General features: G+C 71.6%; 17 protein-coding genes. 7 read left to right on the top strand and 10 right to left on the bottom strand.

Going from position 1 to position 21,884, the window contains the following annotated elements:
- Window positions 1-59 precede the first annotated feature (59 nt).
- The 6 genes from O7553_RS08965 to O7553_RS08940 all read left to right on the top strand — a co-directional run bounded on the left by O7553_RS08965 (window position 60) and on the right by O7553_RS08940 (window position 6,747).
- A complete protein-coding gene (locus O7553_RS08965) occupies window positions 60-425 on the top strand; it encodes a MerR family transcriptional regulator (protein ID WP_281554352.1) in 366 nt (121 codons plus the stop codon).
- Entirely contained in the window at window positions 422-1,309 is an 888-nt protein-coding gene (locus O7553_RS08960) for a TIGR03619 family F420-dependent LLM class oxidoreductase (RefSeq protein WP_281554351.1), read from the top strand. Before O7553_RS08965 ends, O7553_RS08960 begins: the two co-directional genes overlap by 4 nt.
- Before the next feature lie 112 nt (window positions 1,310-1,421).
- Window positions 1,422-2,270 (top strand): SGNH/GDSL hydrolase family protein, encoded by an 849-nt coding sequence (locus tag O7553_RS08955; RefSeq protein WP_281554350.1) that lies wholly within the window; start codon window positions 1,422-1,424, stop codon window positions 2,268-2,270.
- A gap of 109 nt (window positions 2,271-2,379) precedes the next feature.
- Window positions 2,380-5,283 carry an AfsR/SARP family transcriptional regulator gene (locus O7553_RS08950; protein ID WP_281555539.1) on the top strand — a complete coding sequence of 968 codons (2,904 nt, stop codon included), beginning with the start codon at window positions 2,380-2,382 and terminating at the stop codon, window positions 5,281-5,283.
- A 109-nt stretch (window positions 5,284-5,392) separates the two neighbouring features.
- Window positions 5,393-6,166, top strand: coding sequence for a hypothetical protein (locus tag O7553_RS08945; protein WP_281554349.1), 774 nt, complete (start codon window positions 5,393-5,395; stop codon window positions 6,164-6,166).
- A 104-nt stretch (window positions 6,167-6,270) separates the two neighbouring features.
- Window positions 6,271-6,747, top strand: a complete 477-nt coding sequence (locus O7553_RS08940; RefSeq protein ID WP_281554348.1) for a hypothetical protein — start codon at window positions 6,271-6,273, stop codon at window positions 6,745-6,747.
- A gap of 783 nt (window positions 6,748-7,530) precedes the next feature.
- On the opposite strand, the gene O7553_RS08935 is transcribed toward O7553_RS08940, so the two are convergent.
- A complete protein-coding gene (locus O7553_RS08935) occupies window positions 7,531-10,110 on the bottom strand; it encodes a LamG-like jellyroll fold domain-containing protein (RefSeq protein ID WP_281554347.1) in 2,580 nt (859 codons plus the stop codon).
- A 298-nt stretch (window positions 10,111-10,408) separates the two neighbouring features.
- Here O7553_RS08935 and O7553_RS08930 point away from each other — a divergent pair, with 298 nt between their 5' ends.
- A complete protein-coding gene (locus tag O7553_RS08930) occupies window positions 10,409-11,026 on the top strand; it encodes a cupin domain-containing protein (RefSeq protein ID WP_233605752.1) in 618 nt (205 codons plus the stop codon).
- Window positions 11,027-11,103: 77 nt separating this feature from the next.
- Here the strand turns inward: O7553_RS08930 and O7553_RS08925 are convergent, their stop codons facing one another.
- The 9 genes from O7553_RS08925 to O7553_RS08885 are packed head-to-tail and all read right to left on the bottom strand — an operon-like array spanning window position 11,104 to window position 21,882.
- Window positions 11,104-12,264 (bottom strand): alpha/beta hydrolase, encoded by a 1,161-nt coding sequence (locus O7553_RS08925; RefSeq protein WP_281554346.1) that lies wholly within the window; start codon window positions 12,262-12,264, stop codon window positions 11,104-11,106.
- Window positions 12,261-13,271, bottom strand: coding sequence for an LLM class flavin-dependent oxidoreductase (locus O7553_RS08920; protein WP_281554345.1), 1,011 nt, complete (start codon window positions 13,269-13,271; stop codon window positions 12,261-12,263). The genes O7553_RS08925 and O7553_RS08920 overlap by 4 nt, the downstream gene beginning before the upstream one ends.
- A 16-nt stretch (window positions 13,272-13,287) precedes the next feature.
- On the bottom strand, window positions 13,288-13,647 hold the full coding sequence (locus O7553_RS08915) for a TIGR04076 family protein (RefSeq protein ID WP_281554344.1): 360 nt from the start codon (window positions 13,645-13,647) through the stop codon (window positions 13,288-13,290).
- Entirely contained in the window at window positions 13,644-14,645 is a 1,002-nt protein-coding gene (locus tag O7553_RS08910) for an NADPH:quinone oxidoreductase family protein (protein WP_281554343.1), read from the bottom strand. The genes O7553_RS08915 and O7553_RS08910 overlap by 4 nt, the downstream gene beginning before the upstream one ends.
- Window positions 14,642-15,085 carry a DUF4440 domain-containing protein gene (locus O7553_RS08905; RefSeq protein ID WP_281554342.1) on the bottom strand — a complete coding sequence of 148 codons (444 nt, stop codon included), beginning with the start codon at window positions 15,083-15,085 and terminating at the stop codon, window positions 14,642-14,644. The genes O7553_RS08910 and O7553_RS08905 overlap by 4 nt, the downstream gene beginning before the upstream one ends.
- Before the next feature lie 17 nt (window positions 15,086-15,102).
- Window positions 15,103-16,371 carry an amidohydrolase family protein gene (locus tag O7553_RS08900; RefSeq protein WP_281554341.1) on the bottom strand — a complete coding sequence of 423 codons (1,269 nt, stop codon included), beginning with the start codon at window positions 16,369-16,371 and terminating at the stop codon, window positions 15,103-15,105.
- A gap of 12 nt (window positions 16,372-16,383) precedes the next feature.
- Window positions 16,384-18,129, bottom strand: a complete 1,746-nt coding sequence (locus O7553_RS08895) for a hydantoinase B/oxoprolinase family protein (protein WP_281554340.1) — start codon at window positions 18,127-18,129, stop codon at window positions 16,384-16,386.
- On the bottom strand, window positions 18,122-19,816 hold the full coding sequence (locus O7553_RS08890) for a hydantoinase B/oxoprolinase family protein (RefSeq protein WP_281554339.1): 1,695 nt from the start codon (window positions 19,814-19,816) through the stop codon (window positions 18,122-18,124). The genes O7553_RS08895 and O7553_RS08890 overlap by 8 nt, the downstream gene beginning before the upstream one ends.
- A complete protein-coding gene (locus O7553_RS08885) occupies window positions 19,813-21,882 on the bottom strand; it encodes a hydantoinase/oxoprolinase family protein (RefSeq protein WP_281554338.1) in 2,070 nt (689 codons plus the stop codon). The genes O7553_RS08890 and O7553_RS08885 overlap by 4 nt, the downstream gene beginning before the upstream one ends.
- Window positions 21,883-21,884 lie beyond the last annotated feature (2 nt).

Raw genomic sequence — 21,884 nt, 5'->3', positions numbered from 1 at the left:
CTGACACCGACGTCAACGTTTAGCGTCACGGTGGGTCCGAGGCTGGCCGGGGAGGGCACATGTTGATCGGTGAGCTGGCGCGGCAGGCCGGGACAAGCGCCCGGACGCTGCGCTACTACGAGGCGCAGGGGCTGGTCCGGCCCCGGCGATGCGCCAACGGCTACCGCGACTACGACTATACGGAGCTGCGGGTGGTCGGCGAGATCCGGTCGTTGCTCGCCGTCGGTTTCGGTCTGGAGGACATCCGCCCGTTCGTGACCTGCCTGCGGGCCGGCAACCCGTCCGGCGACATCTGCCCCGACTCGATCTCGGTGCTGCGGCGCAAGCTGGCCGAGGTCGATGCCGGACTGGCGCGGCTGGCAGGTGTCCGGGAACAGCTGCGGTGCCAGCTCGACCGAGCGCGGGCGGATCGGCGGCGGCGGTGAGGTTCGCGGTCAGTTACAGCACCCCGCTGCACGGCACCGACCCGGACCGGCTCATCGGGTACGCCCAGCACGCCGAGGCATGCGGGTTCGAAGGCTTGTACGTGCCGGAACACGTGGTGCTGTATCCAGGTGCGACGGTCGGGGCGGTCGAGATGCCGCCCACACTGCCGTACGCGGACCCGTTGGACCTGCTGGCCTTCGTGGCGGCGGCAACCGACCGGCTGCTGCTCGGCACCGGGGTGCTGCTGCTGCCGTACCACCATCCGGTAGTGCTCGCCAAGCGGCTGGCGACGATCGACGTCCTGTCGAAGGGCCGGATGCGGCTGCTGACCGTCGGACTGGGCGGCCTGCCCGGTGAGGCGACGGCGGTGGGCGTCGACTTCCGTTCCCGTGGCCGACGTGCCGACGAGGCGATCGACGTGCTACGGCTGCTGTGGAGCGGTGACGCCGACGGTGTGTCGTTCCACGGCGAGTTCTTCGACTTCGAGCGGGTGTGCAGCTTTCCGAAGCCGCACGGCGCCACCGCGTTGCCGATTCATGTGGGTGGTTCGAGCCGGGCGGCGGCCCGGCGGGTCGGGCTACGTGGCGACGGCTACTTCCCCGGCGGGCTGTTGACCCCGGACGAGCGGGCGGCACAGTGGGAGTTGGCGAGGTCCGTCGCGGCGGAGGCCGGCCGTGACCCTGACGCGCTGGAGTACACCCGGTGGGGGTCGACTGAGCTTTCGGCGCAACGGGTCGAGGCGTACGCGGCGCAGGGGGTGACCCGGATCGTGGTCGGCAGCGGCGCCGACACCCTGGCCGAGCAGCGGGACGACCTGTCCGGCTTCGCCGACCGGTTCGGTCTACGACCAACCACGGGTGATCAGCAACTCAGTCGACAGTAGGGTTTCCGACGCTTCGATTGATTGCCGGCTATCGGCGGCGCATGCTCACTTCCACTTTGGAGACGACGGCCACCCCGGCCGGAGCGTCTCCACCATCGAAGGAGGCGCCACCATGCTGAGCCGTGCCCGAAAGCTCCGTCCCGCCCTCGCGTTGCCCGTCGCGGCGACGCTGCTGATCACCATCGCCGCCGTGCCCGCCGCCGCCAACGCCGCCGGCACGACCGGCGACACATCCGCCGCAGACGACCGGCAGTACGTCGCGCTGGGCGACTCGTACTCGTCCGGGGTGGGCGCCCCGCCGTACACCGACGGCGACTGCAAGCAGAGCGCCCACTCGTACGCCGCCCAGTTCGCCCGGAACAACCCGCGCCTGTCGTTCGGCTTCTCGGCCTGCAGCGGCGCCACCACCGACGACGTGATCGCGCACCAGCTCGGCTTCCTCGGGCCGGACACGACGCTGGTGACCATCACCGTCGGCGGCGACAACCTCGGCTTCACCTCCACGTTGGAGACATGCATCGAAGCGCTGCTCGACATCACCTGCAAGGACGCCATCGACAAGGCCCTCGCGTACATCGCGACGACGTTGCCGGGCAAGCTGAAGCAGGTGTACGGAGACGTCCTCGCCGCCGCCCCGAACGCCAAGCTGATCGTCCTCGGCTACCCGCAGCTGTTGGCCCCGACGTTCTGCTTCGAAGCACCGCTGGACGCGAACCGACGGGGGTGGATCAACCACGCGGCGGTGAAGCTCAACGAGGCCATCGGGAACACGGCGAAGACGTACGGCGCGTTCGCCCCGGTCGACGCCCTGTTCGACAAGCACCGGGTCTGCGACGACGACCCATGGCTCAACGGCATCACCGCCATCGACGACGCGTTCCACCCGAACCTCGCCGGCTACACCGACGGCTACCTCAAGGCGCTCGACGCCGTCTTCCATCCGGTCACCGCAACCCACTGACGACGACTGACCAGCACCTATACTCCGCTCGGTCGATCTGCGGGGAACGTCGATCACGGTCCGACGCCGGGCGGTGGCGCAGCGGTCACGAGGTGAAGTCTTCTTGCAGGTGCAGGTGCTGGGCCCGGTACGGGTGTGGCGCGAGCAGCAGGCACTCGACCCCGGGCCGACCGCCCGGCGGGCGGTGCTCGGTCTGCTCGCGCTCGACGGCGGACAGCCGCTGCCCCGCTCGGAGCTGGTCGACGCGCTCTGGCCGGACCAACCGCCACCGGCGACGTCGACCAACGTCATTCAGACGCACGTCAAACATCTGCGTCGGTTGTTCGAACCGGACCGCCCGTCCCGGGCCCCGAGTCTGCTCCTGCCGCAGATCGGTGACGGATACCTGCTGCGGGCCTCGGCCGTCACGGTCGACCTGCTGCGGTTCCGGCACCTGGTCGCCACCGCGCGGCCCGGTGCAGCCGGGCTGGAGCGCGACGCCGAACTACTCGGCGAGGCGCTCCAGCTGTGGCAGGGACCTCCGCTGGTGGACGTGCCCACGCTGGCCGGCCACCCGAAGGTGGTGGCCCTCGACGGTGAACTGCAGGCCGCGTTGACCCGGTACGGCGACCTGATGATCGCCTGTGGCCGGGCAAGCGCCGCACTGCCCTGGCTGGCGCAGGCCGCTGCCGCGAAGCCGCTCGACGAGGCCCGCCAGGCGCAGCTGATCCGCGCGTACCGGGCCAGTGGGCAGCGGGCCGAGGCGTTCACCGTCTTCCACGACACCCGGGACCGGCTCGCCGACGAACTCGGTGTCGATCCCGGTCCCGAGCTGGTCGCCGCGTACACCGATCTACTGCGGGCCGACCCGCCGGCCGGGGCGCGTACCGCCAGCGAGCAGGTCTGGCCGCGCCGGGGCCGGCGCCTGGACGCGATCGCGCCGGTGCCGGCGCAGTTGCCGGCCGACGTCGCCGGGTTCACCGGCCGCGCCGCCGAGCTCGGCTGGCTCGACCGGGCGATGGGGGCCGCCGGACGCGGCGACGCCGATCCGGGCGCGGTGATCTGTGTGCTGTCCGGCAGCGCAGGGGTGGGCAAGACCGCGCTGGCGGTGTGGTGGGCGCGCCGGGCCCGCGACCGGTTCCCGGACGGGCAGCTCTACATCGACCTGCGCGGGTACGACCCGGAGCAGCCGGTCGAGCCGGGTGCAGCGCTGGCCCGGTTCCTGCGGGCGCTCGGCGTGGCGGACGCCGATATGGCGTTGGACGTCGACGAACGCGCCGCCCACTACCGCAGCCTGATGGACGGCCGCCGGATGCTGGTGGTGCTCGACAACGCGGCGTCGGTCGAGCAGGTACGACCGCTGCTGCCCGGTGCCGCCTCCTGCCCGGTGCTGGTGACCAGCCGGGATCCGTTGGCCGGGCTGGTCGCCCGGGAGGGAGGGCTCGGCCTCCTGCCGATCGACGACGCGGTGGCGCTGCTGCGGCGGCTGGTCGGCGACCGGGTCGACGCCGAACTGCAGGCCGCGGTGACGCTGGCAACGCAGTGCGCCCAGCTGCCGTTGGCGTTGCGGGTCGCCGCCGAGCTGGCGACCGCCCGCGCCGAGCTGAGCCTGACCCGGCTGGTCGACGGGCTCACCGACCGGCGGCGACGGCTCGACATGTTGGACGCCGGCGGCGACCGGCGCACCGGCGTACGGGCGATCCTGTCCTGGTCGTACCAGTATCTGCCGGCCGAGGCGGCGCGCGCGTTCCGGCTGCTCGGGCTGCATCCCGGGGCGGACGTCGACGCGGCGGCGGTGGCCGCGCTGGCCGGGACGGATCCGGTGACGGCGGATCGGCTGGTCAACCGGCTGTGCCGGGCGCACCTGGTGGAGCCGGCCGGGCCGGACCGGTACGGCATGCACGACCTGCTCCGGGCGTACGCGGCGGAGCTTGCCGCCGACGTTGACCCGCCGGAGGTCCGCGACGCTGCCGTGACCCGGTTGTTCGACTACTACCTGCATACCGCCGCCACGGCGATGGACGCGGTGCGCCCGGCCGAACGTCACCTGCGGCCGACGGTGCCGCCGACCGGTCCGGACGGTGACCTGGCCGTCGCGCAGGCCGAGCCGCCGACCGGGTTCGCAAGCGGTGACCCGGGGGTCGCGCGGGTCTGGTTGGAGGTGGAGCGGGCCAACCTGATGGCGGTCACCGCGTACGGTGCGCGGCACGGCCCGGCCCGGCACGCCGTACGGCTGACCGCGCTGCTCTACCGGCATCTGGAATGCGGCGGCCACTATCCGGACGCGATCACCATGCAGGGTCACGGGATCGCTGCCGCCCGCGCGGCAGCTGACCTGGCCGGTGAGGCGAACCTGCTGACCAACCTGGCCGTCGTGCACGACCATCAGAGGCGCCGCCAGCAGGCGGTGGCGCACCTCCGGCAGGCGTTGGCGCTCTACCGCGACGTCGACGAGCCGGCCGGTGAGGCACGGACCCTGGGCAACCTCGGTGTGGTGCTGGGTGAGCTGGGCGACCGGCGTGCGGCGATCTGTTACATCGGCCGGGCGCTGGCACTGCTACGTACGCTCGGCGAGCATCACGGGGTGGTCTGGGCGCTCGGCAGCCTGGGTCAGCTGTTCACGGTCGAGGGCCGGCTCGGCGACGCCGCCGGGCAGCTGCGGGAAGGGCTGGTGTTGTGCCGCCGCACCGGCGACCGGGTCGGCGAGGCGATGCTGCTGAACTACGCCGGTCAGCTGCACAACCGCCGTGGTGCCGACCGTGCTGCGGCCCGCTGCCATGCCCTGGCCCGGTCGATCGCCGCCGGTACCGGGTCGCGTGGCGTCGAGGCGCTGGCGTTCGACGGGCTCGGCGCTGCGGCGCACGCGGCCGGGCAGCGGGCGCAGGCGCACGGCTACTGGCGTCGCGCGCTGGCGATCTTCACCGAGCTGGGTGCGCCGGAGGCGGCGACGATCAGCGCCCGGTTGTCGGCGGAGCCGCCGCGATCGTCCGCCGCGATCCGTGATCATGCGCCGCGCTTCGGTCGTGTGCCGTGATCCAGTCGTGGTCCAACCGTGGTCCAGCCGATCTCGCCAGACTGGCCGCGCTCCGCTGACCTGCGGGGTCACCGCTGGCCACCCTGGCCGCCAGTCGAAGGAGATCCTGTTGAAACAGATGCGCTACCGCCGTTGGTTGGCCGCGGCCGCCGCGGTCGTGGTCACCGTGCCGCTGGGTGCCCGACCGGCGCAGGCGTTCGACATCTCGTCGGTCATCGCCGCCGCCAAGAGCGCCTACGAGCTGTACAAGGAGTACAAGCAGGGGGCGTCGCTTGACCAGTCCACCACCAAGATCATCAACACCATCAACGGCGCCAAGGTGGAGATCCTCGCCCAGATCGACCGGATCGCCACCGCACAGGCCAAGGCCTGCGCGCGCAGCGCCATCATCGACTTCGACGACATCAAGACCTTCACCCAGGACAACCTTCAGGTGTACGCCCGGGACACCACCGCCTGCATCACCCTGATCGACAGTCTGCTCGAAGTCGTCACCGACGAAGCCTCCGCCGACCAGCTCGGCTTCACCCTCAACACGGTCGGCCCGCTGGCCCTGACCGCCCGGGCGCACGCCAGGTTGAGCACCAGAGGCCTGCTCGACCTGACGATCGGCGGCAACAACACGGTGCTGTCCGCTCTCGCCCCGAACTGCACCACCAACCTGCTCGGGCTCACCGGCATCCCGCAGTCCGGCAAGATCTACCGGTGGGAGACCCGGTGCGTGGCCTACAACAACGTCGTCGCGGTCACGACCAAGAAGATGTACTACCCGCCGACCAGCAACCCGTGGGACATCCCCGGGACCACCGCCACCGCGATGCGCAACACCAGTCATGCCGAGGCGCGGGCCGTGCTGCCGATCCTGATGTCGACGCCGAGCTGACCGGCTGAGCGTCGACCGCAGTCGATCACATCGATCCGGGCGTTCCGGGCCGGCGTCACCGCCGGTGCGGAACGCCCGACCACGCGGGCGGCGACCAAGGCTGTGTGTTACCCGTTTTCGCAGCTCAGCACGGGTGCGGATCTGGTAGCGACCGGCAGGCAGCGCAGCAGGCGGTCGGTCCGGGCACCGAGATCGTGATCCGCAACCTGCAGGTGGTGCTGCCGAGCGCGTACATCGCCGCCGACGACCTGCTCTACAGCCCGCTGCTCGGCGCGGTGCGCGCCGGTGCCGACGACGGACTCGACGCAATCGCCGTCGCCTGTGCCTCCGACCCAGCGGCACGCGAGGCCAAAGCGCTGGTTGACGTTCCGGTGACCGGGCCTCCCACCACAAGACCAACAACAGTCACCGGCATCGACATCCCCACACCCTACCGCAGGGCGAAAAGTCCACATTCTACCGAGCGTAGACTCCCCCTATGCCTCGGCGCCACGGAAACCGTGATCGCGAGCTGGGCACTTCCCAGGATGGTGAAAGTTTATGATCAGGGTACTGGAAGAGAATGTACCCATCGGCAATAATTGGCGCATGACCTCCCAAGAGATGCGAGTCGCACTTTACCTCCTCTTAGCGTTGATCTTCAACGGGATTACCATCATGGCTTTCGCACTAGAAGCCGGCTGGGGGGGCAGCGACACTACCTTTGACGGGAGCCATCTTCGCAGCACTTTTTGGATACACCATGCAACGGAAAGTAGGTGAGAGACAACGAGACGCCTAGCAGAAATGTACACCGTAAAAATTCGGGCTCAGATCTCGCAGAGCGTCTCGGTATCGAGGATCCCGAAGTCCATCAAGATAGTACATATCGATCGCATACTCGAACATGGGCCCATGTTCGATAAGCGCCTCCAAGAATCCGGCCAGTCGATCACGCTCAGTAGTCAGATCGAGATCGAGCAACACTCGCTGCGTCCAGGGCAGTGCCACTTGGATCATCAGATCGAAGTCACTGACTCTATCGAGTGGCTCCAGCACAGGAAGTGACGAGTGGAGGTGCCGGCAAGCCAACTCCACTAGACTGGGACGACAGAATGGCATCGCAAGCCAGAGAAGGTCACCGAGGGCCCCAAAGCTCCACGGCATCGGGATTTGCGGGTCAGTACCCAAAGATGGAACAGCGATCCACTCCACACAATCACGCTCAGGCGCGCCGTCGGCCACTCAAGCCACCCCTCGACGTCGGCTGCCACACGAGGACAGTCGACCAACAAACGGTAGACTTGAGTGACCATTGGATCCAACAGTCACCCGTCTGCCACCAGTGGCTACGACCACCGCTGGTCCTGGCCCGACCACGACAGTCAGACACCCGGTATGAAGGCCACCGTACGGTCGTCGACGAGCACCGGCGCGCCGGACGAGTACTCCAGGCCGCCAGTGCCGGTGGCGTTCTCGACGCCGATGGTGGCACCGGCACCGCGCTCACCCGGGCTGGCCGGGTCGATCCCGGTGTAGTTGACCTGGATGACGCCCAGCTCACCGAGCACGACCTGGAACGTCATCCGCTCGTCGGGGTCGGCGGCGCGGCGTACGTCCCGCCATTCGACGACGAACTCGCGGAACGGCGCGAAGCCCCGCGTCGCCGTCACCACGCTGGCCTGCCCGTCAACGATCAGATCGTCCCAGAACGCGGCGACCATCGCATCAGGTCCGCCGACGGTGGGGATGCCGGCCGGCGTCGGGTGCGAGCCGCCTGGGTCGGTGAAGGTCAGGATGCCGTTGGTGTCCACCCAGGCCGAGTTGTAGGTCTGGCCGTAGAAGGTGACCGGGAACGGCAGGGCGGTCTCGGTGACCTCGTCGTTCCCAGCGAGCGCGAGCGCCGTACCGGACACCGGCGTGAACGGCTGGGTCAGTTCCTGGCAGAGGCTCCCGTCCGGGCTGGCCACCGGGGACAGGAACAGCACGACGTCGGCGATATCGGGGACGGTGATCTCCGTGCTGGCGGCGGTTCCACAGTCTCCACCGCCGGAGCTCGCGGTCACGGAATACTGCCCCGGGTCGACGTCCGCGAAGCTGAAACCGCCGTCGGCGCCGGTGGAGGTCTGCCGACCGCCCGGCTCCAGGGTGACCGTTACGCCGGCACCGACCGGCATGAAGTCCGTTCCGTACACGGTGCCGGTGACCGTCACGGGTGCGGGCAGCACCTGCAGGGTCACGCTCGTGAGCGGGCTGGTGAGGCCTTCGGCGGTCCGGCTGCCGACGAATACCGGCACGTCACCGAGTGCCGTCGGGGTGACGGACACGGTGACCGAGCCTCCGGGCACGTCCGGCACGGCGTTCTGGTTCAGAATGGCCGAGCCGACGCTGTAGCGGAACTGGGTCACGTTGGTGTCGCCGCCAGCGTCGAAGGTCACCGGGACGGAGGTGCCCAGATCGACACTGGCTCCGTCGGGCAGACTGACCTGGGGCGCGAACGGGCGGGCCTGCTCGCCGATCTCCGATGTGGAGAGCGCTCGCTGGTAGACGCGGACGTCGTCGAGCTGGCCGAAGAACTGGTCGGTGGCCGCGCCGGCCCGGAGCGCCTGCCCGATGGTGACCGGCCCGGTGGCGGCGACGCTGCCGGCGAGAGTGGCGGTCGCGTTCTGCCGAACGCCGTTGACGTGCAGCTGCATCGCGCCGGAGGGCTTGTGGTAGGTCGCCGCGAGGTGCGTCCACCGGCCGGGGACAGCGGCGGTGTCGGAGTCCACGCTGATCAGCGTGGCGGCGGCGGAGTCGCCGTCGGCCATCGTGAAGCGCCACCGATCGGCGGTCGCGTCATAGCCGATGGCGGCGACCGAGGTGGTGCTGCCGTCGACCGTAACGACGGTCTGTGCGGTGCCGGCCGCATCGAGTTTGGCCCACGCCGACAAGGTGAAGGTCAGGTCGGTACGCAGGGTGAGCGCGGCTGCGGTCGTCGGGTGCGGCCAGCTGACCGGTCCGGTGGTGGCCGCGTGGTCGCCGGCTGCGGTCAGTGAAAGGGCGGGACTGTTCCGGCCCGGCGCGGTGGTGGCTCCGACGACGGTGAGGTCGTTGCCGTTGCCGGTGCCGTCGTCGCCGACGGCACCGCCGTCGTCGAAGTCCCAGTGCGCGGCCGGCGCGTTGCCGCTGGCGACCCGGAACTCATACTCCACCACGGTGGAAACCAGCCCTGCCTGGTCCTTCGACCAGACCCGCAAGGTGTTGAAGCCGTCTCTGCTCGGCTGGAGCTCGAGCGTGGCAGAGCCGTCGGCGTCGGCCGGCACCACCGGCGCGGAGCCGGGGCCGATGCCGCTGTCGAGGGTGTAGGCGTAGCCGACGATGCCGGTGGCGTCGGCCGGCGGGCTGATCGTGAAGATTCCCGGGATACCGACCCCGCCGACCGGCGGCTGGTTGGGTGTCATCGGCGGATAGTCGGCCGAGGTGACCGCCGACGGTGGCTGTGGTGCGACGACGTCCACGGTGAACCGGCACGGCTTCGACCAGCCCCCGGTCGACGTGCCGTCGGTGGTGCGGGCGCGGAGCAGGTAGGACGCACCGTGCTCCAACGCCACTGCCGTCGGCACCGTAGCGGAGGCGAAGGACGGGTTGCCGGTGCTCTGCTGCGCCTGCTGCATGGTGTGCGGGGGCTGTCCGACTCGCCGCCAGGAGAACGTGGTGGTGAGCGACTGCTGACCGGCGTCCGCGTCGCTGGCGCGGGCGGCGAATGTCGGTGTCGTCGTGAGCGTCCAGACTCTGCCGGCGCCCGGCTCGCAGGCGCGGCCGTGCACGGTGAGCTGTGTCGGGCGGTCTGGTGCCTGGTTGGCGGCGGCCGCCGCTGGTGCGGCCGGCACCAGCGTGACCACCAGCAGGGTCGCCACGCCAGCAGCGAGGCGAGGCGGCCAACCCGACAGTCCCTTGAGTACCCGGTCTGCGTCGAACGTCAACTGGCGCCTGCCGTACGGCACGTCCACCCCCGCGATGTGTAAATGTGAATGCTGAAGCAGCCTAGCCACCGGACACCAGCTTCCGTCAATCCCGTTCTCCGCAGAATTTCACGTCAAGGAAGATGACCGACACGCTGTGTAGTCAGTCTCGAGGTCGGCGGGTGCGCGCTCGTCAGGGTGCGCATTAGCCGTCTACGACGTCCGGTCGGGGTTCCGGTCGGGGCGGCTAGTTCGATACCATCGAACAAGAATCGGCGCGGCCCGGCGGGCGGTCCGCGCGGGGGTCACGGGAGGTCCGGTGCGCAGGTCTGATCGCGTCGTCGCCGACGGCGACGCACGCCAGGATCTGGTCGGCGCCCGGATGCGCCAGTTCCGCAAGGAGCAGGGGCTGACCCTGCGCGGTCTGGCCAGCCGCGCCAACCTGTCGATCGGGTTCCTGTCCCAGGTCGAGCGGGGTGTCTCGTCGATCGGGCTGACCGCGCTCAACAGCGTCGCCGCCGCGCTGGACCGGCCGGTCGCCGAGTTCTTCAGCGCGGAGCCGACCGAAACCGCCGAGGACCCGCAGGGCAGCCTGCCGGTGCACTTCACCCTCACCCGGGCCGACAACGGTGCCACCGAGTACGTCTCCGGTCAGCAGACCTACCGGATGCTCTCCGACCGTGGCCCCAACCTGGTGCTGGAGCCGATGCTGGTGCACATCGCACCGGGCGGGCGCCGCGAGGAGGCGTACGGGCACTTCGGCGAGGAGTTCGCCTACGTGGTCAGCGGCGAGCTGCTGTACGAGGTCGACGGGGTGGAGCACCGGCTCTACCCGGGCGACAGCCTGCACCTGCGGTCCAGCACCCCGCACCGCCTGTACAACGACACCGACCAGGTGACCACCGTGGTGTCGGTGGTCACCCCACGGCTGTTCTGACCGCCGCACTGCCCACTAGTGGGCAACATGTTCACTGACACGTAATAATTTCGGGCCTGCTGACCGGATCCGGCCCGTCACCGGCCCAGGAAGCGGTCCAGGAGCCGGTCCACCTGCGTCATCGTCGCCTGCCAGATCGGCGCGGCCGGGTCGATCACCGAGAAGTGGTCGCCCGGCTGCTCCAGCCAGCCCGGGTCCTCCCCGGCGGCCCGCGCCGCCGCCACGTACCGGCGGTTGAAGTCGATCAGGTCGAGGTCGTCGCCGGCACCCTGGACGATCAGCTGCGGCACCCCGATCGGCAGCCGAGCCATCGGATCCGAGGCTGCGTACACCTGCGGCACGGTGTCGCGGTCACCGCCGAGCGCGGCGGCGACCGCGCCGGTGCCGACCTGCCGCCGGTCCCCTTCGGCCAGGTCCAGCACCCCGGCCAGGGAGACCGCCAACGCCACCGGCACCGGGCCGCCGTCGGCGGCCAGCCGCACCGCCAACTGCCCGCCGGCCGAGTGGCCGAACACCGCGACCCGGTCCAGGTCCAGCAGACCGTCCGGCACCGCGCCACCGGTCAGCTCCGGCAGGTTGGCCAGCACCGCCAGCCCGGTCGCCACGTCGGCGGTGGTCGCCGGCCAGCCGTGCCGGTCCGGCCGGCGGTACTCCAGGTTCCACGCCGCGTAACCCCGGTCGGCCAGGTCGACGGCGAGCGCGTCCATCAGGTCCGCCGCCCAGATCGACCGCCAGAAGCCGCCGTGCAGCAGCACCGCCACCGGCAACGGCCCGGCGGACAGATCAGACGGATCGGCCGGTAGCCGCAGCTCGCCCCACTGCTCCGGGTCCTGCCCGTACGCGACCCGCCGCGCCGGGCGGCGCAGCCGGTGCACGGCGTGCCGGATCGCCCAGGCCAGCCCCCACACGCCCCGGCCGGACAGGTGGACCGAGCCAGGACCGGTCGGCTGCGGGTCGGTCACCTGCGGGTCGTAGTGGACGGTGCGTCCCGCCCAGCGGCCGTCGGCGGTCAGCAGCGCCCGTACCGCCGGATCCGGGCCGGGCAGCAGCACCACCGCGCGCCCGCCGACGCTGCCGACCCCGTCGAGCAGGCCGCGGACCTCGTCGGCGTCGGCGGCGACCACGAAGTCACCGACCACGCCGAGGCCGGCCGCCTCGGCGACGACCAGGCCCCGCAGCAGTTCCGGGTCGACGGTCAGCACTGGGCCGGCGACGACGAGTACACCGTCGACTGTCATCGGGAAGCCTCCCTACGTAGCAGCGGCAGCACCGCGTTGCCGAGCAGCTCGACGCCACGGTCGTCGGTGAGCCCGTGCGGGGTGCCGAACTCGACCCGACGCACCCCGGCGTCGATCAGCGCCTGCGCCTGGGCGGCGACCTGCCCGGGGGTGCCGGAGAAGGCGAACCGGTCCAGCAGGTCGTCGGGCACCAGCCGGCCGGCGTCGACGTCGCGGCCGGCTGCCACCAGCGACTTGACCTGCGCCAGCAGGTCGTCCGGCACGGTGACGGTCGGGTCCAGGTCGGCGACCACCGCCAGGTACATCGCCACCTCGGTGCGGGCCTTCGCCCGCGCCGCCGCGCCGTCGGTGTCCACCACGGTCACCGCGCCGAACACGATGCCGACGTCGTCGACGGACCGGCCGGCGGCGTCGGCGCCGGGACGCAGCCGGTCGCGGATCACCGGGACCATGTCCGGGTTGGCGCTGCCGCCGACTTTGATCTCGTCGGCGATCCGGCCGGCGAGCGCGGCACCGCGTGGCCCCCAGGCGCCGAGCAGCAGCGGCGGGTCCGGACGCTGTACGGCGTACCGCAGGGCGGTGTCCGGGGCCAGCCGGAACACCCTGCCGTCGAAACCGGCGGTGTCGCCGCGCAGCAACCGGCGGATCACCTCGGCGGCCTCGGCGAGCACGGTCAACGGACGCGGCTGCTCGATGCCGACCGCGCCGAGCCAGGTGCCACGGGCCAGCCCCAGGTAGGCCCGCCCGTGCGAGGCCAGGTCGAGGGCGGCGAGCTGGCCGGCGATCTCGTACGGCGCCATCGAGTACGGGTTGAGGCAGGCGGTGCCGAGCCGGACCCGCTCGGTGGCGGCGGCCATCTCCAGCAGCGGGAAGATCGGCGGCTGGTACATCAGGTCACCGAAGACGCTCAGCACGTCGAAGCCGTACGCCTCGGCGGCGCTGGCCAGCCGGGCGTAGTCGCCGGCGCGTTTGTCGCTCTGCAGTCCGAGTCCAATTTCCACAGCCACGCGAACCTCCGATGATTCAGGTCAGGTCGGCCGAGTTCATTCGCCGCTTGCAGGTCCGTTCGACCCGCATGACCAGGCCCTCCTCCGGGTCCGGGCAGGCGAACAGGGTGTCGCGTTCCAGCCAGTCCCCCGGCGGCATGTCGCGCTGCTTGGCGGCCAGGAACGGCAGCACCGACGCGAGCGCGTACACGCAGAAGTGTTTCCCTTCCGGGATCTTCAGGTGGGCGCTGTCGGTCAGGTCGAAGTGGTCGCCGACGGCCATCCCGCAGACCGACCGGCCGGTGATCCGGTCCACGCTGACCCGCAGGTCGTAGACCTCCATGTCACCGCCGGCGGTGATGTCGCCGCCGTCGGTGCCGGCAGTCTGATCACTCATGGTTGCTCCCTCGGGTCGATCCGGACGATGATCTTTCCGGTGGTGCGCCGGTCGGCCAGGTCGGCGAGCGCGGCCGGGGTGCCGGCCAGGTCGACGACCCGGTTCACCGGGGGCCGGACCGTGCCGGCCGCGATCAGTTCGAAGATCCGCTGGTACGCCTGGGCGACCGCGTCCGGCCGGGTCCACGGGTACGTCGAGCCCCAGGAGAGCCCGACCAGGGTGTGGTTGCCGGCGATCAGCCGCATCGGGTCCACCGGTGGCGGGTTGCCGCCGGCCGCGCCGACCGCGACGAGCCGGCCCTCGAACGCCAGGCAGTCCAGTGACCGGGTGAACACGTCCCCGCCGACCGGGTCGACGATCACGTCCGCGCCGGCGCCGCCGGTGGCGTCGCGGACCGCCTCGACGAAGTCGCCGGCCAGGTAGTCGACGGCGACGTCGGCGCCGTTGTCGCGGCACAGCGCGGTCTTCGCCGGCCCGCCGGCGGTGCAGATCACCCGGGCACCCCGGGCGGCGGCCAGCTGCGTGGCGGCGATGCCGACGCCGCCGGCCCCAGCGTGCACCAGCACCGTCTCACCGGGCCGGACCGCGGCGCGGTCCAGCGCGAACCAGGCGGTCTGGTAGGTGACCGGGACGGCGGCGGCGACGACCGGGTCGATGCCCGCCGGACGCGGTACGGCGAGCGCCGCGTCGATGGTGACGGTCTCGCCGAGCGCGCCGTGCGGCAGCGCCGGGCAGGCCACCACGTCGGTGTCGGCGAGCGCTTCGGCGCCGGTGCCGGCGGCCACGACCCGGCCGGCCAGTTCGACGCCGGGGGTGAACGGCGGCGCCGGGCGGACCGGGTACTCGCCCCGGCAGAGCATCACGTCGAGGAAGTTCAGCCCGACCGTGGCGACGGCGATCCGTACCTGACCGGGGCCGGGCGGTGGGTCGTCGGGCAGGTCTGCGACGGTGAGCACCTGGTCGGGTTCGCCGTACCCGGTGGCGATCAGCCGTCTCATGCCGGGCCGCCGGCCGGTTCGAGGGCCGCTTCGCGGGCCGGTCCCGCCGGGTGGCGGACCAGTTCGGAGTGGTGGTGCACGATCCGCCAGCCGTCGCCGGTGTGGCGCAGCACGTCGGTGACCCGGCTGTGTTCGGCCGGGCCGCCGCCGGCCGGCACCGCGACCAGCACGTAGCGGGCCACCGCGGCGTCGCCCCACACGTCGATCCGCAGCTCCTCGGGGGCCAGCCGGTCCAGCACCGGCCGGGCTCCGGCGGCGTCGCGCTGGGACCGGTAGGCGTCCAGCTGGTCGCGGGTGCGCAGCGGGCCGGGCAGGTGGGTCTCCCAGGTGGTCACGTCGGCGTGCAGGTGCCGGTCGAAGCGGACCCGGTCGCCGGCGAGGAACGCGTCGTACATGTCGCCGATCGCCGCCGCGATCTCGGCGGTCTCCTGCTCGGACATTCTGCTCCTCACGTCGTTCACCAGGCGGTCCAGCCGGCGCGGTCGTCGCGGACCACCCGGCCGCCGGACATCACCCAGCGCACCCCCCGGAACGCCGACGTGTCGGCAACCGGGTCGGCGTCCATCGCCACCAGGTCGGCGTACTTGCCGGTCTCGACGGTGCCGAGGTCGGCCTCGGCGCCGAGCCAGCGGACCGGGCCGAGGGTGCCCGCGTACAGGGCGCGAGCCGGGCCGATGCCGCTCTCCGACAGGTACTCCAGCTCCCGCACCGAGGCGTTGGTGCCCTCGAATTGCCAGAACGGCGGCATGTCGCTGCCGAGCAGCACCTCCACCCCGGCGGCCAGGGCCATCGCGTAGCTCTCCAGGTGCCGGGGTCCGGCACCGAGCGAACGGCACTGCATCCACTGCGGTACGCCGAGTTCGTCGAAGAACTCCTTGCACCGGGTGACCAGCAGGGTCGGCACCAGCGCGGTTCCCCGCTGCGCCATCCGCGCCGCCACCTCCTCGGTGAGCTGGTAGCCGTGTTCGACGCAGTCCAGCCCCAGCTCGACGGCCTCGCCGATGACCGGTGCCGGGCCGGCGTGCGCGGTGACCTTGCGCCCCCAGGCGTGCGCGGTGTCTATGACGGCGGCCATCTCGTCGGGGAACAGCTGCCGGGTGTGGATCGACTCGTGTTCGCCGGCGATCCCGCCGGAGATCATCACCTTGATCAGGTCGGCACCGGCCCTGATCTGGCTGCGTACGCCGCGCCGGAACCCGTCGGCCCCGTCGCATTCCAGGGTGTCGGTGCTCTCGTGGCCGTGTCCGCCGGTGCAGACCAGCGCCCGGCCGGCGGTGAAGATCCGTGGCCCGGTGACCCGGCCGGAGGTGATCGCCCGGCGCAGCGCGAAGTCGGCGTGGTCCTTTTCTGCCACGCAGCGCACCGTGGTCACCCCGCAGAGCAGGGTGCGCCGGGCCCCGTCGGCCATGTAGAGGGCCAGTTCGTGCGGGGTCAGGTCCTTGACGCTCTGCCCGCCGGCACCGGGCAGGGACAGCGACAGGTGGGTGTGCATGTTGGTCAGCCCGGGTGTCAGATACGCGCCGCCGAGGTCGATCTCGGTGACGTCGGCCTCGGCGCGGGCGGTGGCGGTCACCTCGGCGGCCCGTCCGACGGCGGCGATCCGGTCGCCGCGCACCCAGACGGCGGCGTCGGTGACCGGACCGACGCCGTCGAGGACGCGGGCGTCCACGACGGTGCAGTTGGTCAGGACGGTGTCGACCGGTCCGGGGTGGGTGGCGGCGCTCATGTCGGCGTCCGGTCAGCGGGGTTGGTCATCGCGGGCCTTTCTGCGGGGTGCGGGTGCGGGGACGCCGTAGACGTCGCGGGCGGCCGCCGGTGACACGTAGCCTTCGGCGACGTCGGCGCGAACCGCCTCGGGGTCGCGGTCGCGCGGGTCGCCGTGCCCGCCGCCACCGGCGGTGAGCAGGGTGACCCGGTCACCGGGGGCGACCGGCGTGCGTTTCGTGCTGACCCGTCGTTCCCGGTCGCTGCCGGGGTGGACGACCACCTGGATCGGGTCCGGCTGCCCGCCACCGTCCAACGCCCACGGCGCCGACCGGGTCTTCTTCACCACCGACAGGAATTCGCCGGCGGTGGCGAACCGGATGTCGCGGCGCAGCCCGGGTCCGCCCCGGTGCCGGCCGGCGCCGCCGGAGTCGGTGCGGATCTCCAGCCGTTCGAAGAACATCCCGGTGCGGGCCTCGAGCACCTCGACCGGGGTGTTGCGGGCCTGGGTCTGGCACAGGTGGTTGGCCGGGCCGATGCCGTCGTGGTCGGGCGAGGCGCCCCAGCCGACCGGGTCGTTGTTGCTGACCGCGTAGAGCTGCCCGGTGTCGGGGTGGGTGCCGACCATCATGAACCCGGGTACGTCGCCACCGGACGAGGCGGCCAGCCGGTCCGGCATGCCCTGGGCCAGCGCCCGGTAGATCAGCTCCATCGCCACGGTGCCGGTCCACTGGGTGAAGGTGGCGGCCGGGTAGACGGCGTGGAACAGGCTGCCCGGTTCGGCGACCACCCGCAGCGCGGTGAAGTGCCCGGCGTTGGTCTGCTCGGTCGGCGTGGTGAGCGCCTTGAACGCGACCCGGGCGGTGGCGATGGTCGACCCGTACGGCAGGTTCACCGGTCCGGCGACGGCGGGTGACGATCCGGTGAAGTCCACCGTGCAGGTGCCGTCGGCGATGGTGACGGTGACCTGCATCTTGATCGGCTCGTCGGTGATGCCGTCGTCGTCGAGCCAGTCGACGGCGGTCCAGGAGCCCTGCGGCAGCGCGGCGAGCGCGTCGGCGGTGGACGCCTGGGCGGCGGCGATCGCGGTGTCGACGACCGTGGTCACGGTGGCCGGGCCGAACCGTTCGACCAGCTCGATCAGCCGGCGTTCACCGGTGCGCAGCGCCGCGACCTGGGCGTGCAGGTCGCCGATGACCAGTTCGGGCATCCGTGAGTTGAACCGGATCAGCTCGATGATTTCGGGCACCGGCTCGCCCCGGCGGAACACCTTGGTGCCGGGGAAGATGACGCCTTCCTGGTGCATGTCGGTGGAGTCGAGCACGTAGCCGGGGTCCTTGGCCCCGAGGTCCATCCAGTGCGCCCGCACGCACAGGAACCCGATCAGCGTGCCGTCCCCGGCCGGCCCGTCCCCGGCGGCACCGGCCGGCTCCGGCAGGAAGACCGGGGCGAACAGGGTGGCGTCGTAGGCGTGCGCCGCGTTCCAGTACGGGTAGTTGAGCAGCACGATGTCGCCGGGGTGCAGGTTCTCCCGGCCGACGTAGGCGACGCCCTTGCGGATCGAGTAGTCGTTGGCGCCGAGGAACCGGCTCAGCCCGGTCGACTCGGCGACCAGCCGCAGCCCGGCGTCGTAGATGGAGATGCCGAAGTCGTACACCTCGTAGATGACCGGGTTGAACGCGGTGCGTACCAGCGCGGAGCGCATCTCCTCGGCGGCGGCCACCAGGTAGCTCCGCACCACCTCGGTCGCCGCACCGTCCACCCTGGAAGTATCAGTCATCGACCTCGACCCCGTACACCTCGCGGGCGGCGGCCGGCGACACGTAGCCTTCGGCGACGTCTTCGCGTACCGCCGCCGGGTCGCGCCGACGCGGGTCGCCGTGCCCGCCGCCACCGGCGGTGAGCAGGGTGACCCGGTCACCGGGCACCACCGGCGTCCGTTTCGTGCTGACCCGCCGTTCCCGCTCGGTGCCCGGGTGCACGATCACCTGGTTCGGGTCGGGCCGCGCGCCACCGTCGAGCGCCCACGGCGCCGACTTCGTCTTCTTGATCACCGACAGGAACTCACCCGGGGTGACGAACCGGATGTCGCGCCGCAGCCCCACGCCGCCCCGGTGCCGGCCGGCGCCGCCGGAGTCGGTGCGCATCTCGAACCGTTCGAAGAACATCCCGGTCCGGGCCTCGAGGACCTCGATCGGGGTCATCCGGCCGGTGCTGCCGGAGACGTGGGTGGCGGCGTTCATCCCGTCGTGCTCCCGGGTGCCGCCCCAGCCGACCGGGTCGTTGTTGCTGACCGCGAAGAGCTGACCGGTGTCCGGGTGGATGCCGACCATCATGAACCCGGGCACGTCCCCGCCGGACGAGGCCGGCAACCGGTCCGGCATGCCCTGGGCGAGTGCCTTGAGGATCAGCTCGACGGCGACGATGCCGGTCCACAGGGTGAACGTCGGCTGCGGGTAGACGGCGTGGAACAGGCTGCCCGGCTCGGCCCTGACCCGCAGCGGCGCGATGGTGCCGGCGTTCGACGGCTGGTCCGGTGAGGTCAACGACTTCAGGATGACCTTGCAGATCGCCTCGGTGGCCCCGTACGGCATGTTGATCGGGCCGGGCACCGCCGGTGACGAGCCGGCGAAGTCGACGGTGAAGGTGCCGTCGGCGATGGTGACGGTGACCTGCATCTTCACCGGGTCCTCGGTGATGCCGTCGTCGTCGACCCAGTCGGTGGCGGTCCACGAGCCCTGCGGCAGCGCGGCCAGGGCGGCCCGGCTGCGGGCCTCGCCGTCGGCGATGATCGCATCGACGGCGGCGGCCACCGTGGGCCGGCCGAACTTCGCCAGGATCTCCAGCAACCGCCGCTCGCCGGTGCGCAGCGCGGCGATCTGGGCGTGCAGGTCGCCGAGCACCTCGGCCGGCATCCGCGAGTTGAAGCGGATCAGCTCGTGGATCTCGTGCACCGGCTCGCCCCGGGACACCACCTTCGTGCCGGGGAAGATCAGCCCTTCCTGGTGCATGTCGGTGGAGTCGAGCACGTAGCCCGGGTCCTTGGCACCCAGGTCCATCCAGTGCGCCCGCACGCAGAGGAACCCGACCAGGTCGCCGTCGGCGTCCGGATCGGCGTCGGCCGGGTCCGGCATGAACACCGGGGCGAACAGGGTGGCGTCCGAGGCGTGCGCCGCGTTCCAGTACGGGTAGTTCAGCAGCACGATGTCGCCGCGGTGCAGGTTCTCCCGGCCGACGTACTCGACGCCCCTGGCGAGGGAGAAGTCGTTGGCGCCGAGGAAGAACGTCAACCCGGTCGCCTCGGCGATCAACCGCAGGTCGGCGTCGTACATCGACATGCCGAAGTCGTGCACCTCGTAGATCACCGGGTTGAACGAGGTGCGGATCAACGTGGCCCGCATCTCCTCGGCGGCGGAGATCAGGTAGCTACGTACCACCTCGGCGGTGGCTCCGTCCAGCGTGCTCACTTCGCCTCCTCCAGGGTCACCAGCAGGTAGCCGTGCGGGTCGACCTCGACGTACTGCCCGCTGGGCACCACCGTGGTGGAGGTGCCCTCGTCGACCAGGGCCGGACCGGCGAACCGGTCCCCCGGCGCGAGCTTCGCCCGGTCGTAGACGGCGAACGACGCCACCTCGCGGGTGCCGAAGTCGAAGGCGTCGCGGCGGCCGAGCAGCGCCCGGGTCGGGTCGCCGTCGCCGGCCGGCGGGCGGACCAGCTCCGGGCGGGTGGTCCGGCCGATGCCGCGGACCCGCAGGTTGAGGATCTGCAGCCGGTTGCTCATCGCGTGCCCGTACCGGGTGCGATGCAGCTGCTCGAACGCATCCCGGATCGCGTCGCGGTCCAGTCCGGCGCCGACGGTGACGATCAGGGTGTGTTCCTGACCGAGGTAGCGCAGCTCCAACTGGCGTTCCAGCACCGCCGAGCCGGCGTCGACGCCCTGCTCCACCAGGGAGCCGACCGCCTCGGCCTCGACCTCGACGAACATCGCCTCCAGCGCGGCCAGGTCGACGCTGCCCTCCGGCGCGTCGGCGTCCAGGGTGGCCAGCACCGTACGGGAGAAGTCGTCGACGATGTCGGCCGACAGCATCCCCCAGGCGGAGAAGCCGGACGGGGCGAACGGCACCACCACCTCCCGGATGCCCATCTCGCGGGCCAGCAGCGGGGCCAACAGCGGCCCGGCGCCGCCGAAGGCGAGCAGCGAGAAGACCCGGGGGTCGTGGCCGCGTTCCACGGTGATCTGACGGACCGCGCCGACGGTGCGGGCCAGCAGCACGTCGTAGACGCCGGCCGCAGCGGCGGTCGGGCTCAGCCCGAGCGGGGTGGCGATCTGCTCGTCGAGCGCCGCCTGCGCCGCCTTGGCCTGCAGACCCATCGTGCCGGCGAGGAACCGGTCCGGGTCGACGTAGCCGAGCACCACCGAGGCGTCGGTGACGGTCGGCCGCTGCCCGCCCCGGCCGTAGCAGACCGGCCCCGGGTCGGCGCCGGCGCTCTGCGGGCCCACCTTCAGCAGCCCCCGGTCCAGCCAGGCGATGGAGCCGCCGCCGGCACCGATGGTGCGGATGTCGTACGTCGGGATCAGCAGCGGGAAGTGCTCCAGCTGCGCCTCGTACGCGGCGACCGGGCTGCCCGCCTCGATCACGCAGGCGTCCAGCGACGTCCCGCCGATGTCGAAGGTGAGCAGGTTGTCCCGGCCCAGCGCCCCGGCCAGGTAGGCGGCGCCGACGATGCCGCCGGCCGGGCCGGACAGCACGGTGTGCGTCGGCGACGTCTTGGCCGTCGTCGAGGTCATCGACCCGCCGCCGGACCGCATGATCAGGAACCGGCCGGCGAAGCCCCGGGCGGCCAGCCCGGACTCCAGCTCGTCGACGTAGCGTTCGAAGATCGGCCGGATGTACGCCTCCAGCACGGTGGTGCTGGTCCGCTCGTACTCGCGGTGCTCGCGCACGATGTCCGTCGACACCGAGACGCTGACCTGCGGGTACGCCTCGCGGATGAGTGCGGCGGCGGCACGTTCGTGGCTGGGGTCGATGAACGAGTGCAGGAAGCAGACCGCGATCGACCCGACCCCGTGCTCCTCGACCAGGGTGCGGGCGGCGGCCCGGACACTGTCCGGGTCGAGTTCGGTCACCACCCGACCCCGGTAGTCGAGCCGGCCGGTCACCCCGACGGTGTACCGGCGCTTGACCAGGCTCTCCGGCCGTTCGTACTGGAAGTCGTACATGTGGTCGGCGGGCACGTTGCCCCGGCCGAGCAGGAAGACGTCCCGGAAGCCCTCGTTGGTGATGATGCCGGTGGCCCCGCCCCGGCGCTCCAGCACCGCGTTGAGCCCGAGCGTGGTGCCGTGGATGAACAGCTCCACCTCGGACAGGTCGGTGCCGAGCGCGGTCACCGCGTCCAGCACCCCTTCCCAGGGGCGGGCCGGCGTGGTCGACGCCTTGCGGAACCGGACCTGGTTGGTGCGGGTGTCCAGCTCCATCGCGTCGACGAAGGTGCCGCCGATGTCGACGGCGAGCCGGATGTGCGGTGCGGGCATCG

It is taken from the genome of Solwaraspora sp. WMMA2059, from assembly GCF_027497315.1.
Taxonomy (GTDB): domain Bacteria; phylum Actinomycetota; class Actinomycetes; order Mycobacteriales; family Micromonosporaceae; genus Micromonospora_E.
This window is presented reverse-complemented; position numbering and strand designations above follow the sequence as displayed.